Source organism: Caldimonas sp. KR1-144 (assembly GCF_049446155.1).
Taxonomy (GTDB): domain Bacteria; phylum Pseudomonadota; class Gammaproteobacteria; order Burkholderiales; family Burkholderiaceae_C; genus Rivibacter.
This window is the reverse complement of the sequence record NZ_JBMSEE010000005.1, coordinates 144,224-158,900: the sequence shown is the minus strand read 5'-3', so window position 1 is coordinate 158,900 and position 14,677 is coordinate 144,224. Positions and strand designations below refer to the sequence as shown.

Here is a 14,677-nt window from a genome sequence, read left to right as displayed (position 1 = left end):
CTCGCTCGCGCGGCGAGATCGCGCGACGGCTCGCAGTGTGGCTCAGCCGGGTGACGGCTTGTCGTCGCCGGGCCTGTCCAGCAGCCGGCTCAAGAGGTCCAGCGGCAGCGGGAACACGATGGTCGAGGCGCGGTCGCCGGCGACCTGGGTCATGGTCTGCAGGTAGCGCAGCTGCATCGCCTCGGGCTGCTGGGCCAGGCGGCGCGCCGCCTCGAGCAGGGCCTCGGCGGCCTGCTTCTCGCCTTCGGCGTGGATCACCTTGGCGCGCCGCTCGCGCTCGGCCTCGGCCTGGCGCGCGATCGCGCGCACCATCGACTCGTTGAGGTCGATGTGCTTGATCTCGACATTGGTGACCTTGATGCCCCAGGCGTCGGTCTGCGCGTCGAGGATCTGCTGCACGTCCTGGTTGAGGCGCTCGCGCTCGGCGAGCATCTCGTCGAGCTCGTGCTTGCCGAGCACGACGCGCAGCGTGGTCTGCGCGAGCTGGCTGGTCGCCATCAGGAAGTTCTCGACCACGATGATCGCGCGCTGCGGGTCGACGACGCGAAAGAACACGACCGCGTTGACCTTGACCGAGACGTTGTCGCGCGAGATCACGTCCTGCGGCGGCACGTCCATCGTCACGACGCGCAGGTCCACGCGCACCAGCTGCTGGATGCCCGGGATCACCAGCACCAGGCCCGGCCCCTTGACGCGCCAGAAGCGCCCGAGCTGGAACACCACGCCGCGCTCGTACTCGCGCAGCACGCGCAAGGCGCTGAGCACCAGGAACACCAGCAGCACCAGCGCGCTGCCGAGGCCGATGTTGAGGTCCAGGATCATGGTCGGGCTCCTTGTTCGCGTTGTTCCGCTGGTTCGATCTGCACGTCGAGCGTGAGGCCGCGCACCGCGACCACGCGCACGCGCTGGCCCGGCGCCAGGGGGACGCCGCTGCTCACGCGCCAGCGCTCGCCATGCACCTGCGCCCAGGCCTGGCCGTCCTGCAAGGCCAGCACTTCGCCGACGCTGCCGAGCAGCGCCTCGCGTCCGCTCACCACCGGGCGCTTGCGCGCACGCAGCACCATGCCGCCGCCGAGCAGCACCAGCGCCGCCGACGTGACGGCCAGGCTGACGATCAGCGCCACCGGCGCGCCGAAACCCGGCACGTCGCTGTCGAACAGCAGCAGGCCGCCGGCGACGAAGGCCACGATGCCGCCGATGCCCAGCACGCCGAAGCTCGGCGCCATCAGCTCGCCGATCAGCAGCGCGATGCCCAGCACGATCAGGCCCAGTCCGGCGTAGTTGACCGGCAGCAGCTGCAGCGCGAACAGCGCCAGCAGCAGGCAGATCGCGCCCACCGTGCCCGGCAGCACCGTGCCGGGCGACGAGAACTCGAACAGCAGGCCGTAGATGCCCAGCATCATCAGGATCAGCGCGACGCTCGGGTGCGTGATCACCGCCAGCAGGCGCTGGCGCCAGTCGGGGCGCAGCAGCTCGATCGGCAGGCCCTTGAGCGCGAGCCGGGCCTCCTGGCCGTGCACGCGCACGCTGCGCCCGTCGAGCTTGGCCAGCAGATCGGGCAGGTCGGCCGCCACGACGTCGATCACGCGCTCGCGCAGCGCCTCGTTGGCGGTCAGGCTCACCGCTTCGCGCACCGCGCGCTCGGCCCATTCGGCATTGCGGCCGCGCTGCTGCGCGAGGCCGCGGATGAACGCGGCGGCGTCGTTCACCTGCTTGGCGGTCATCGCATCGGCCGGCGCCGACGCCGGCGCGGAGGCCGCCGGCGGCTTCTCGCCGCCGCCCGGCATGCCGATCGCCACCGGCGTTGCCGCGCCCAGCGTCGTGGACGGCGCCATTGCCGCCACATGCGCGGCATAGAGGATGTAGGTGCCGGCGCTCGCGGCGCGCGCGCCTTCCGGGCTCACGTAGACCGCCACCGGCACCGGCGAGGCGAGGATGGCCTGGATGATCTGGCGCATCGAGGTGTCGAGCCCGCCCGGCGTGTCGATCTCGATCACCACCAGCGGCGCGCCGGCCTTGGCGGCCTTGGCGAGCCCGCGCACCGTGTAGTCGGCGCTGGCCGGTCCGATCGCGTCGTGCAGCTCGAGCACGAACACCGGCGCCGCGGACGTCGCCGACGCGGCCAGCGCCAGCACGAGCGCGGCCACGAAGGCGACGGCCAGCGCGGGCAAGCGAACCGCGGCGCTGCGATGAGCCTGGGCGTGGGTCATGGACGGCGCATGGGAGGAGCCCCCTGGCGCCCATTGGACGCCCGAAGCAAGCCTGTCAGCGCGACAGGGTCACCCCCTGATCGCCTGGCCCTCGCCTGCCCCTTGCGGCCGGTGCGCAAGTGCGGCCGCGCGGCGCAGAATCCCTGCTCGCCTGCAACCCAGCCGGGAGAGCGCACCGTGTCGACCGCCGCAGCCGCTTCGCGCACCATCGATACCCGCCGCGAGCAGATGTTTCCCTCGCTCGACGAGGGCGACATCGCGCGCATCAGCCGCTTCGGCGACTGCCGCCACTTCGCCTCCGGCGAGGCGCTGTTCAAGGCCGGCGAGCCGGCGCCCGGCATGTTCGTCCTGCTCGACGGCGTGGTGTCCATCACCCAGCGCGACGGGCTCGGGCGCGTGGTGCCGATCGTGCGCCAGGGCGCAGGCGAGTTCCTCGCCGAGGTCGGCCAGCTGTCGGGGCGCCCGGCGCTGGTGGACATCCACGCCGAGGGCGAGGTCGAAGCCCTGCTGATCGAGCCGCCGCAGCTGCGCGCGCTGCTGATCGCCGAGGCCGAGCTCGGCGAGCGCATCACGCGCGCGCTGATCCTGCGCCGCGTGGCGCTGATCGAGGCCGGCGCCAGCGGCGTGGTGCTGATCGGCATCGCCAGCTCGCCGCACGCGGTGCGTCTGCAGAACTTCCTGCGCCGCAACGGCTACCCGCACCAGCTGCTGTGCGCGCAGGGCAACGACAACGCGCGCCTGATCGCCGAGCAGATGCGAAGCGGGCGCGACGACGTGATCGCGGTGTGCCCCGGCGGCGCGGTGCTGCTCAACCCCGACGATGAGCAGCTCGCCAAGTGCATCGGCATGGTCGACTCGGTCGAGCACGACGAACTGCACGACGTGGCCATCATCGGTGCCGGCCCCGCCGGCCTGGCGGCCGCGGTCTACGCCGCCTCCGAGGGCCTGCGCGTGATCGTGATGGACTGCCGCCACTTCGGCGGCCAGGCCGGCGCGAGTGCGCGCATCGAGAACTACCTCGGCTTTCCGACCGGCATCTCGGGCCAGGCGCTGGCCGGGCGCGCCTACGTGCAGGCGCAGAAGTTCGGCGCCGAGATGCTGATCCCGGCCGAGGTCTGCGCACTCGACTGCGCCGACAGCGCGCCCGACGTGCCCGAGGGCGAGTACGCGGTGCGCCTGCGCGACGGCCGGCGCATCCGCGCGCGCACGGTGGTCATCGCGACCGGCGCGCGCTACCGCCGCCTGGGGCTGGACAACGTCGCGCCCTACGAGGGCCGCGGCGTGTGGTTCTGGGCCTCGCCGATCGAGGCGCGCATCTGCGCCAACCAGGACGTGGCCCTGGTCGGCGGCGGCAACTCGGCCGGCCAGGCGGCGGTGTACCTGGCAAGCCACGCGCGCAAGGTCTCGATCCTGGTGCGCGGCGACGGGCTGGCCGCGACGATGTCGCGCTACCTGATCGACCGCATCGAGTCGACGCCCAACATCGAGCTGCTGCGCCACAAGGAGGTCTGCGCGCTCGAAGGCTCGACCGGCTCCGGCCTGGAGGCGGTGACCTGGCGCGATCGGCGCAGCGGCGAGACGGAGCGGCGCGCCTTGCGCAATCTCTTTCTCTTCATCGGCGCCGAGCCCGAGACGGAGTGCATCAAGAGCTGCGGCATCGAGCTCGACGCGGCGGGCTTCGTCGTCACCGGCCGCTCGTGCAGCAAGGCGAGCGACGGCAGCGGCTGGCGCGACCAGCTCGAGTCGAGCCTGCCCGGCGTGTTCGCGGTGGGCGACGTGCGCTCGGGCTCGGTCAAGCGCGTGGGCGGCGCGATCGGCGAAGGCGCCGCGGTGGTGGCGAGCATCCACGCGCACCTGGCGCGCGAGGCGCAGCGCTGAAGTTCTCCCTCTCCCGCACACGGGCGAGGGAGCTTGCCTGTCTCGCTGCGAGGGCCGGTCAGTTGCTGACCGCGAGCTTGGTTTCGGTGACGCCCTTCTTGCCGTCCGCCTCGCTGACGAGATGGAGCTTGGTGCGCGCATAGAGCACGCCCATCTTCACCTCCTGCCAGATGTAGGTGAGCGTTCCGGGCTTGGCGTCCACCTCGAGCTGGTCGGTGTTCTCGGCCTTGGAGGTGACGACGTGCTTGCCGGGTGCGACCTCCTTGTAGAGGAAGGTGTTGGCAGCCGTCTGGCCGATCGGGGCGCCGTCGATGGCGACGTCCATCTTCACCGCCGCGCCCATCGTCTCGTTGCGATAGATGTAGATGCCGGCCTTGTCGGCCGGCACGGAAAACGTCTTCAGCGCGGCGTCTTGCTTGGCGTCGCCCATGGGGACGGATGCGCATCCGGTGAGTGCCAAGGCGACCGCAGCGGCGGCGACGAAACGGATCATGGTGGGTTCCTCCTCGGGTTGTGATGGGCCGGTACGGCTCCACAGCGGCATGGCCGCGCCGCGACTGTAAGAGCCCCGCACGCCATCGAGGCGGCCATGTGGTGCTCGCGCCTCAGTACGGCGGTGGAGGCCGGCCCGCGAAGCCGCGACCTATGACGCCGCGCGGATCGCGATGCGCTTCTCGGCGAGCCTGGGTCCCAGCTCGCGCGCCCGCAGCTGCCCGCAGCCGCCGTCCACGTCCTGCCCCGCCGAGTGCCGCAGCTTGGTCAGCACGCCGCGTCGGTGCAGCGTGCGCGCGATCTCGGCCGCGCGCTCCCACGACGGCCGGCGGTACGGCAGATCGGGCACGCTGTTGTACGGGATCATGTTCATCACCGCGTACTTGCCGGCGAGCAGGCGTGCGATGCCCTCGATCTCTTCCGGCCCGTCGTTGACGCCTTCGAGCAGCGTCCACTGGAACTGGATCGGGTAGCCGGTGGCGCGCGCGTAGCGCTCGCCGAGCTCGACCAGCTCGGCCGGGTCGATGCGCGGCGCGCGCGGCAGCAGTTCGGCCCGGCGCTCGGGCAGCGTGGAATGCAGCGACAGCGCGAGCGCAGGCTTCACCTGCATCTGCGGCAGGCGCTCGAACACGCGCGCATCGCCGACCGTCGAGAACACCAGGCTCTTGTGGCCGATGCCGCCCTCGTGGCCGAGCAGCTCGATCGCCTCGGCGACGTTGTCGAGGTTGTGGGCCGGCTCGCCCATGCCCATGAACACGACCTTGGTGACCGCGCGGCGGCGCCGCGCCAGCGCGACCTGGGCCACGATCTCGGCGCTGCCGAGCTGGCGCAGCAGGCCTTCGCGGCCGGTCATGCAGAAGCGGCAGCCGACCGCGCAGCCGACCTGCGACGACACGCACAGGCCGCCGCGCGGCAGCAGGACCGACTCGACGGTGTCGCCGCCTTGCAGCGCGACCAGCAGCCGCTCGGAGCCGTCTTCGCCAGGGTGCGCCGAGCGCAGCGTTGCCAGCGCGGCCAGCTCGGCCTCGATCGCCGGCAGCGCCTCGGCGAGCGCTTGCGGACGGATGCCCTCGCGCGGGCTGCGCTCGGCGATCGGCAGCGCGTTGGCCCAGCGCCGGAGCACGCTTTGCTCGTGGCGGGGCTTGGCGCCGAGGGCGCGCAGGCGTTGGCGGAGATCGTCGATGCGCATGGAGGATCCGAAGTGTAGGCAGTGCAGCGCGTCGCGCGGGGCTCACGGTTCGCACCGCCCGCGCGTCGATTCATCACATCGGCCATGCGCAGGCGGCGGGTGCGGCCGTAGAGTGCGCGGCTTGTGCCCGGGCGCCACCGCGCCTTCCCAAGACCGTTCCCACCAGGAGCCGCTCCGATGCTCTCGATCTCCGGCCTTTCGCACACCTACCCCAACGGCACCCGCGCGCTCGACGACGTCACGCTCGAGATCCCGCGCGGCATGTTCGGCCTGCTCGGGCCCAACGGCGCCGGCAAGTCCTCGCTGATGCGCTGCCTGGCGACGCTGCAGGTGCCCAGCGCGGGCGCGATCCGCTTCGACGGCATCGACGTGCTCGCCGAGCCCGAGAAGCTGCGCGCGACGCTGGGCTACCTGCCGCAGGACTTCGGCGTCTATCCGCGCGTGTCGGCCTGGGACATGCTCGACCACCTGGCCGTGCTCAAGGGCGTGGCCGGGCGCGGCGAGCGGCGCGAAACGGTCGAGGCGCTGCTGCAGCAGGTCAACCTGTGGGAGGTGCGCAAGAAGGCGATCGCGGGCTTTTCCGGCGGCATGCGCCAGCGCTTCGGCATCGCGCAGGCGCTGATCGCCAACCCGAGGCTGATCATCGTTGACGAGCCCACCGCCGGGCTCGACCCGGAAGAGCGCAACCGCTTCAACAACCTGCTGGCCGAGATCGGCGAGAACGTCGTCGTGATCCTCTCGACGCACATCGTCGACGACGTGACCGACCTGTGCTCGCGCATGGCGATCCTGGTGGGCGGGCGCATCGTGCGCGCCGGCACGCCGCGCGCGCTGATCGACGAGCTGCGTGGGCGCGTGTGGAGCGCGAGCGTGCCCAAGGACGAGTTGCCCGCGCTGCGCGAGCGACTGCCGGTGATCGCCACGCGCCTGCGCGGCGGCCAGCCGATGGTCCACGTGCTGGCCGACGCGCGGCCGGACACCGGCTTCGAGCCGGTCGAGGCCGGGCTGGAGGATGTGTACTTCAGCACCTTGCACGCGCATCGCAGCGCCGGCACCCACGGCAACGGCCATGGCGCGGGCCAGCCCGCCGCCGCCCTCGCCGCTTGACCCCGTCGAAAGGACCGCCATGCTTGCTCATGTGGCCGCTTTCGAGTGGCGCTACCAGCTCAAGAGCCCGGTGTTCTGGGTCGGCTGCCTGATCTTCTTCCTGCTCGCCTTCGGCGCCGTCACGTCCGACAACATCCGCCTCGGCAGCGGCGGCAACGTGAACCTCAACTCGCCGTACTCGATCCTGCAGATCACCGGCATCCTGAGCCTGTTCGCGTTGTTCGTGATCGTCGCGATGGTCGCCAACGTCGTGATCCGCGATGACGAGACCGGCTTCGCGCCCATCCTGCGCAGCACCTCGATCGGCAAGGGCAGCTACCTGATCGGCCGCTTCGCCGGCGCTGTCGCGGCCGCGCTGCTGGTGATCGCGGCGGCGCCACTGGCGGTGGCGATCGGCGCCGCGATGCCCTGGCAGGATCCCGAGAAGATCGGCCCGTTCCGGCTCGGCGACTACGCCTATGCGCTGTTCGCGTTCGCGCTGCCGACGCTGCTCATCGTCTCGGCTGGCTTCTTCGCGCTGGCCACCGCGACGCGCTCGATGGTGTGGACCTACGTCGGCGCCGTTGCGACGCTGGCGCTGTTCGTCGTCAGCCGCGGCCTGCTGCGCGATCCGCAGTTCGACACCTTCTCGGCCTTGTCCGACCCGTTCGGTCTTTCTGCGCTCAACCAGGCCACCAAGTACTGGACCGCGGCCGAGCGCAACACGCAGCTGCCGCCGCTGTCGGGTCTGCTGCTGGCCAACCGGCTGCTGTGGACCGGCGTTGCGGTCGTGCTGTTCGCGCTGGCCTATCGGCTGTTTCGCTTCGAGTCGCGCGGCAGCGCCGGCGCAGGCCGCGCCGAGAAGGCCGACGAGGCCGACGCACCGCCCGCCCCGCGCCGCGGCGCGCTGCCCACCGCGCGCGCCGACCGCGCGACGCGCTGGTCGCAACTGTGGCGGCTCGCGCGCTTCGACATGGCCTTCGTGTTCCGCAGCCCCGCGTTCTTCGTGCTGCTGGGCATCGGCGTGCTCAATGCCTTCGGTGCGCTCTGGAACACCGGCGAGTGGTACGGCAGCGGCTCGTACCCGGTCACGCGGCTGATGGTGCAGGCGCTCAACGGCGCGTTCACGATCATGCCGATCGTCATCGCGATCTTCTACGCCGGCGAGCTGGTGTGGCGCGACCGCGATCGGCGCATGCACGAGATCGTTGACGCCACCGCGGCGCCCGACTGGGCGCACCTCGTGCCGAAGATCGTCGCGATCACGCTGGTGCTGGCGGCCTGCGCGGTTGTCGCGGTGCTCACCGGCGTGCTGGTGCAGGCGATCAAGGGCTGGTTCCGCTTCGAGCTCGGCAGCTACCTGCTGTGGTTCGCATTGCCGATGACGATCGCGGCGCTGCAGATCGCGGTGCTGTCGGTCATCGTGCAGGTGCTGGTGCCGCAGAAGTTCATCGGCTGGGGCGTGATGCTGCTGTACATCGTCGCCTCGGTCGCGCTGAGTTCGGCCGGCTACGAGCACCATCTCTACGACTACGCCGGCACGCCACCCGTGCCGCTGTCCGACATGAACGGCATGGGCCGCTTCTGGATCGGCCAGGCCTGGTTCCAGTTCTACTGGAGCGCCTTCGCGCTGGTGCTCGCGGTGCTGGCCTACGCGCTGTGGCGCCGCGGCGCGCTGGCCACGCTGCGCGCGCGCGCACCGCAGCTGCGCCGCCGCCTGCACGGCCCGGCGCTCGGCCTGCTGGGCCTGGGTGTCGTCGCGACGGTGGCCAGCGGCGCCTTCATCTTCTACAACACCAATGTCCTCAACCGCTACGAGACGCAGGACGAGCGCGACGCGCGCACCGCGCGCTTCGAGAAGCAGTACCTGCAGTACGAGACGCTCGCGCAGCCGCGCGTCACGGCGGTCACGCTCGACGTGCAGCTCTACCCGCGCGAAGCGCGCGCCGTCACGCGCGGGCGCTACCGGCTGGAGAACCGCAGCGGCGCGCCGATCGACACGCTGCACATCAACTACTCCGACCGCCTGCGCCTCGACGCGCTCGATTTCCCCGGCGCCACGCTCGAGCACGACGACACCGACCTGCACTACCGCATCTACAAGCTGCAGCCGGCCCTGCAGCCGGGCGAGGCGCGCGAGCTCGGCTTCGTCAGCACCCTCGAGGAGCGCGGCTTTGCCAACGGCGCGCCGCTCACCCGCATCGTCGCCAACGGCAGCTTCATCGACAACACCGAGATCACGCCTTTCATCGGCATGAGCCGCGAGGGCCTGTTGACCGACCGCGCCAAACGCCGCAAGCACGGCCTGCCGCCCGACCTGCGTCCGCCCAAGCTCGAAGACGAGCGCGGCCGTGCGCGCAACGGGCTGCGCGCCGACAGCGACTGGGTCGATGCCGAGATCACGGTGACCACCGATGCCGACCAGGTGCCCGTCGCGCCCGGCTACACGCAAAGCGACACCACCGCCAACGGCCGCCGCACCGTGCGCTTCAAGACCGACGCGCCGATCAATCACTTCTTCTCGGTGCAGTCGGCGCGCTACGAGATCAAGCGCGACGCGTGGAAGTCGCCCGCCGGCAAGGAGGTCGCGCTCGCGGTCTACCACCACCCCGGCCACGAGGCCAACGTGGATCGCATGCTCGCGGCGATGAAGGCCTCGCTGGCGCTGTTCGACGCGACGTTCTCGCCGTTCCAGTTCCGCCAGGCGCGCATCATCGAGTTCCCGGCCTACGCGAACTTTGCGCAGTCGTTCGCCAACACGATTCCCTACTCCGAGAACCTCGGCTTCATCTCGCACCTGACCGATCCGACCAAGATCGACTTGGTCACCTACGTCACCGCGCACGAGATCGCGCACCAGTGGTGGGGGCACCAGGTGGTCTCGGGCGACCAGCAGGGCGCGACGATGCTGATCGAGAGCTTTGCGCAGTATTCGGCGCTGCTGGTGATGGAGCGCATGTATGGGCGCGAGCAGATGCGCCGCTTCCTGAAGTACGAGCTCGACCGCTACCTGCGCTCGCGCGGCGCCGAGGTCGTCGAGGAGCTGCCGCTCGCGCGCGTGGAGAACCAGCAGTACATCCATTACCAGAAGGGGACGCTGGCGATGTACTGGCTCAAGGAGGTGGTCGGCGAAGAGGTCGTCAACCGCTCGCTCGCCAGGCTGCTGCAGCAGTACGCATTCAAGCCCGCGCCCTACCCCAACTCGCGCGACTTCCTGAACATCCTGCGCGCCGAGGCCGGGCCGCAGCACGATGCGCTGATCGACGACCTGTTCGAGAAGATCACGCTGCTCGACGTCAAGGTCACGAAGGCCCGTGCCGCCAAGCGGGCCGACGGCAAGTTCGATGTCGTGCTCGACGTGCAGGCGCGCAAGCTCTACGCCGACGGCCAGGGCAAGGAGACCGAGGCGCCGCTGGACGAGGCCTTCGACGTCGGCGCGTTCAGCCTCAAGCCGGGCGAGCGCGGCTTCGGCGCGGACGCGGTGCTGCTGTTCGAGCGCCAGCCGCTCAGGAGCGGCGCGCAGCAGATCCGCATCGTGACCGCGCAGGCGCCGGCCTGGGTCGGCGTCGATCCGTACAACAAGCGCATCAACCGCAACTCGGACGACAACCTGGTCAAGGTCGAGGTGGACTGAGCCTGGGCGCCCCTATCGCGGCGATGGATTTACCCGCGGGCCGCGGCGGTGCCGAGCGCGTATGATGACCGTCATACAAAGCCTGGAGCCGCCGCGATGGCCACCGACAGCCCGACCCGCAAGGAAGAGACGCACGATCGCATCGTGCGCACCGCGGCGCGCGCGATCCGCCAGCACGGCTACGACGGCCTCGGCGTCGCCAGCCTGATGAAGGAAGCCGGGCTCACGCACGGCGGCTTCTACGCCCATTTCGGTTCCAAGACCGACCTGCTGGCCGAGGCGGCCGACCGCGCCGGTGCCGAAGGCATCGAAGGCCTGGGCCGGCTGCTGGCGGCGGCCCAGCCCGCGGCCGCGCTCGACACGCTGATCGACGCCTACCTGTCCGATGCCCACCTGGCCGCGCCCGAGCAGGGCTGCGCGATCGCGGCCCTGGGCAGCGAGGTGCCGCGCCAGGCCGAGCCGGTGCGCCGCGCGGCGACGCAGCGCATGAAGGAGATGGCCGACCTGGTCGAGCGCCAGCTGCCGGGCTGGCGCCGTCCCGGCAACGACGAGCGGGCCCTGGCCATCCTCAGCTGCCTGGTCGGCGCGATGGTGATCGCCCGCGCGTCCGACGATCCGGCCTTCTCCACCGCGGTGCGCCAGGCCGCCGGCAAGCTGGCGCGCCAGGCCGCGCTCTAGACCCGTTCTTCCGACGTTGGACGCACCGTGCCGAACGGCTCGCCCAGAGATATGACGATCGTCATACAAGCGTCTCCCCTTCGGCACATCGTCCCCTCATCTCAGGAGCAAGCCATGAAGATCCAAGGTTCCATCGCCCTCGTCACCGGTGCCAACCGCGGCCTCGGCCTCGCCTTCGCGCAAGCGCTGCTCGCTCGCGGCGCGAATAAGGTCTACGCCGCCGCGCGCGACCCGAAGACGATCACGCTCGACGGCGTGGTTCCGCTCAAGCTCGACGTCACGAACGCCGACGACATCGCCGCCGCGGCGCGTGCGGCCGGCGACGTGAACCTCGTCATCAACAACGCCGGCATCGCGCTGGCGCCGGCGCTGCTCGACGCCGACGGCGAAGACGCGCTGCGCCGCCAGCTCGAGACCAACCTGTTCGGACCGCTGGCGATCTCGCGCGCGTTCGCGCCGGCGCTCGCGGCCAACGGCGGCGGCGCGCTGGTCAACATGCTGTCGGCGCTGAGCTGGCTGAGCCTGCCGACCACCGGGGCCTACAGCGTCTCGAAGTCGGCCGCCTGGGCGCTGACCAACGGCCTGCGCCATGAACTGCGCGCGCAGGGCACGCACGTGGTCGGCCTGCATGCGGCCTTCATCGACACCGAGATGGCCGCGCACGTCAGCGCGCCCAAGACCTCGGCGGCGGACGTGGCGCGCATCGCGCTCGACGGCGTGGAGGCCGGTCAGGAGGAGATCCTGATCGACGAGGTGACGCGCCAGGTCAAGGGCAGCCTGTCGACGGCGAAGCCGGCGTATCTGGGCGCTTGAGGGGCCGCCCCCTCACCCCGGCCCTCTCCCCCTGAAGGGGGCGAGGGAGTTCCTTCTCTCGTGCCAGGACCTTGCTCCCTCTCCCTCTCCCGCGCGCGGGTGAGGGTTGGGGCGAGGGTCTCGCCGGCTCAGGGCATGGGCCCGAAGCGCTCGCGCAGCTCGCGCTTGAGCACCTTGCCGATCGCGCTGCGCGGCAGCTCGTCGACGATGCGCAGCGCCGCGAGCCGCTGCGTCTTGCCGAGCTGCGCGTTGGCCCACTGAAGGATCGCATCGGCATCGGCCGCGGCGCCTTCGCGCAGCACGACGAAGCCCACCGGCGTCTCGCCCCATGCGGTGGATGGCACGCCGACCACCGCCGCGTCGGCCACCGCCTCGTGGCCGCGCAGCACGGCCTCGAGGTCGCTCGGGTAGATGTTGAAGCCGCCCGAGATGATCATGTCCTTCTTGCGGTCGAACAGCGTCAGGAAGCCGTCGGCGTCGAAGCGGCCGATGTCGCCGGTGCGGATGAAGCGCTTGCCTTGGGGATCGAACCACTCGGCCTCGCGCGTCTTCTCGGGCCGGCCGTGGTAGCCGGTCATCATGCCGGCCGAGTGGCCGACCACCTCGCCGGCCTCGCCCGGTGCCACCTCGCGGCCCGCGTCGTCGATCAGGCGGATGTCATGGCCCTCGGCCGGCCGGCCGACGGTGTGGAGCTTGTCGGGGTGCAGATGCGCCTCGAGGATGCAGGTGCCACCGCCTTCGGTCATGCCGTAGAACTCGACCAGGCCGCCGGGCCAGCGCGCCAGCACGTCGGCCTTCAGCGCGGCCGAGAACGGCGCGCTGGTGCAGAACTTCATCTTGAAGCTCGACAGGTCGTGCGCCGCGAAATCCGGTCGAGCCATCAGCCGCTGGTACTGCACCGGCACCAGCATCGTGTGCGTGGCGCGCAGGGCTTCGGCGAGCTTCAGGTAGGCCGCGGCGTCGAATTTCGGCATCAGCGCGACCGTGCCGCCGAAGGCCAGCGTCGGGAAGAACACCACCAGCGTGGTGTTCGAGTACAGCGGCGTCGACAACAGCGTCACCGTGTCCGCGCCGTAGCCGTATTTCGCGCTGCGCTGCACATGCGCCCAGCGCATGCCGTGCGGCTGCACGATGCCCTTGGGCTCGCCGGTCGTGCCGGACGAATAGATGATGTTGAACGGCAGTGCCGCGTCCACCGTCACCGGCGCCGCTCGCGCGCCCTCGGGCGCGAGCCAGTTGTCGAAGTCGGCGTTGTCGAGCCGCGTGCGCGGCACGCCGGGCACGCCGTCGCCGAAGCTCGCATCCGCTGCGGCATCGATGAACAGGCGGCGCGCGTTCGCATCGGTGGCCATCTGCGCAAGGCTTTGCGGCGTCGAGCCCGGCGCCAGCGGCGCGACCGCGACGCCGGCGCGCAGCGCGCCGAGGAACAGCGCCGCATAGTCGACCGACGCCGCAGCGCACACGGCGATCGCGTCGCCGGGGCGCAGGCCGTCGCGCTGTAGCGCCGCGGCCACGCGGTCCATGCGGGCGTCGAGTGCGGCGTAGTCGAGCGTGCGCTCGGCGTCGATCAGCGCGCGCCGCCGCGGCGCCTGCCGCGCATGCAAGGCGATGCAGTCGGCGATCAGGCCGAAGGCCTGCGTGCTGGGGTCGGCCATGGCCGTCATGGCGGGTCTCCTGATGATGGGCTCGGGATCGACGAGCTGCGCATCATCGCGCGCCGCTGCGCGCGAGCCTGCCACGCGCGCGACAGGCCTCCACAAGCCGGAGGAGGCGCGAAGGCACGCGCTCGCGTAGCCTCGCGCGGCTTTCAAGAAGACCGCTCAGGGAATAAAAGGAGAGCCCGGTCGCCGCAAGGCGCCCGGGCTTTTTCTTTGCTGGTGCGGCGTGGTGCGGCCGGCCGCCCTGCGGCGGCGGGCTCAGCTCGGGAAGAAGTGGCGGAACAGCCCGCTGTCGTCGAGCTCGCGGATCTCCAGGCCGTCGAGCGGCATGCTGGCGGTCGCGCCGTGGTCGATCAGGAGGGTGAAGTCGGCCGGCACCGTGTCGGCCCATTCGGTCGCGACCTCGTCGGTTGCAGCCGATGGGGCCGATGGCGCGGACGTCTCGGCGAGGAAGATGTGCGGTTCGAGGCGGAGGCGGTCCGGGTTCATGGCGGCGCGCGGCGGCGGGCTGGATCGACAGCCGCGGACCATAGCCGCGTCGACCGCACTGAAACGCGCGTGCACCGGGCACCCGCGCGCTCAGGAAAGCCGCAAGCCGGAGGCGGTCAAACCGCCCGCGCGAACGAGGGGTGGGGCGAGGCGCCGGGCGCTCAGCCGAAGAAGTGACGGAACACGTCGTGGTCGTGGACCTCGCGCGTGGCCACCCCGCCGTTCAGCGCCTCCTGGAACGGCTGCGACGGCACCAGCGGATCGAGGTCGGCCGGCATCGTGTTGATCCAGGCATGGCCTTGGCGGTGGTTCAGCGCGGCCTCGAACGACGGCAACTCTTCCCATTCGATCGTCTCGATGGGGCAGGCCGTGTAAGGCAGGCGCGACGAAAGGGGTGAGGAAGTCGGTTTCATGGCGGGTACTTCTTTCACGCCGCATCACGGACATCCGGCGTGATGGAACGATAGGCGCCCCGCAGCGGTGCCAAGAGCGTGAAAAGCGCCACGCCGCGCCGCCAGTTCGCCTGGCGGCGCGGCCAAGCCGGGAATTG

At 71.1% G+C, this 14,677-nt stretch carries 12 protein-coding genes; 5 read left to right on the top strand and 7 right to left on the bottom strand.

The window, feature by feature from the left end:
- Positions 1-42: 42 nt before the first annotated feature.
- Entirely contained in the window at positions 43-822 is a 780-nt protein-coding gene (locus tag ACO2TI_RS13495; RefSeq protein ID WP_423284982.1) for a slipin family protein, read from the bottom strand.
- Entirely contained in the window at positions 819-2,210 is a 1,392-nt protein-coding gene (locus ACO2TI_RS13490) for an NfeD family protein (RefSeq protein ID WP_423284980.1), read from the bottom strand. Before ACO2TI_RS13490 ends, ACO2TI_RS13495 begins: the two co-directional genes overlap by 4 nt.
- 228 nt (positions 2,211-2,438) lie before the next feature.
- Here ACO2TI_RS13490 and ACO2TI_RS13485 point away from each other — a divergent pair, with 228 nt between their 5' ends.
- Positions 2,439-4,088, top strand: coding sequence for an FAD-dependent oxidoreductase (locus ACO2TI_RS13485; RefSeq protein WP_423285408.1), 1,650 nt, complete (start codon positions 2,439-2,441; stop codon positions 4,086-4,088).
- A 58-nt stretch (positions 4,089-4,146) separates the two neighbouring features.
- On the opposite strand, the gene ACO2TI_RS13480 is transcribed toward ACO2TI_RS13485, so the two are convergent.
- A complete protein-coding gene (locus tag ACO2TI_RS13480; protein WP_423284979.1) occupies positions 4,147-4,581 on the bottom strand; it encodes a DUF2846 domain-containing protein in 435 nt (144 codons plus the stop codon).
- Positions 4,582-4,731: 150 nt separating this feature from the next.
- Positions 4,732-5,769 (bottom strand): RNA methyltransferase, encoded by a 1,038-nt coding sequence (locus tag ACO2TI_RS13475; RefSeq protein WP_423284978.1) that lies wholly within the window; start codon positions 5,767-5,769, stop codon positions 4,732-4,734.
- Between the two features lie 177 nt (positions 5,770-5,946).
- On the opposite strand from ACO2TI_RS13475, the gene ACO2TI_RS13470 reads away from it, so the two are divergent.
- The 4 genes from ACO2TI_RS13470 (at position 5,947) to ACO2TI_RS13455 (ending at position 11,980) form a co-directional block, all read left to right on the top strand.
- Positions 5,947-6,876, top strand: coding sequence for an ABC transporter ATP-binding protein (locus tag ACO2TI_RS13470; RefSeq protein ID WP_423284977.1), 930 nt, complete (start codon positions 5,947-5,949; stop codon positions 6,874-6,876).
- Between the two features lie 19 nt (positions 6,877-6,895).
- Positions 6,896-10,489: an ABC transporter permease/M1 family aminopeptidase gene (locus ACO2TI_RS13465; RefSeq protein ID WP_423284975.1), complete on the top strand. Its 3,594-nt coding sequence runs from the start codon at positions 6,896-6,898 to the stop codon at positions 10,487-10,489.
- A 96-nt stretch (positions 10,490-10,585) separates the two neighbouring features.
- Positions 10,586-11,167 carry a TetR/AcrR family transcriptional regulator gene (locus ACO2TI_RS13460; protein WP_423284973.1) on the top strand — a complete coding sequence of 194 codons (582 nt, stop codon included), beginning with the start codon at positions 10,586-10,588 and terminating at the stop codon, positions 11,165-11,167.
- Positions 11,168-11,281: 114 nt separating this feature from the next.
- Positions 11,282-11,980 carry an SDR family oxidoreductase gene (locus tag ACO2TI_RS13455; RefSeq protein WP_423284972.1) on the top strand — a complete coding sequence of 233 codons (699 nt, stop codon included), beginning with the start codon at positions 11,282-11,284 and terminating at the stop codon, positions 11,978-11,980.
- Positions 11,981-12,108: 128 nt separating this feature from the next.
- Here the strand turns inward: ACO2TI_RS13455 and ACO2TI_RS13450 are convergent, their stop codons facing one another.
- From ACO2TI_RS13450 to ACO2TI_RS13440, 3 genes are all read right to left on the bottom strand, one after another.
- Positions 12,109-13,644, bottom strand: a complete 1,536-nt coding sequence (locus tag ACO2TI_RS13450) for a class I adenylate-forming enzyme family protein (RefSeq protein ID WP_423284971.1) — start codon at positions 13,642-13,644, stop codon at positions 12,109-12,111.
- A 252-nt stretch (positions 13,645-13,896) separates the two neighbouring features.
- Positions 13,897-14,127: a hypothetical protein gene (locus ACO2TI_RS13445; RefSeq protein ID WP_423284970.1), complete on the bottom strand. Its 231-nt coding sequence runs from the start codon at positions 14,125-14,127 to the stop codon at positions 13,897-13,899.
- Between the two features lie 161 nt (positions 14,128-14,288).
- Entirely contained in the window at positions 14,289-14,540 is a 252-nt protein-coding gene (locus ACO2TI_RS13440) for a hypothetical protein (RefSeq protein ID WP_423284968.1), read from the bottom strand.
- Positions 14,541-14,677: the final 137 nt, after the last annotated feature.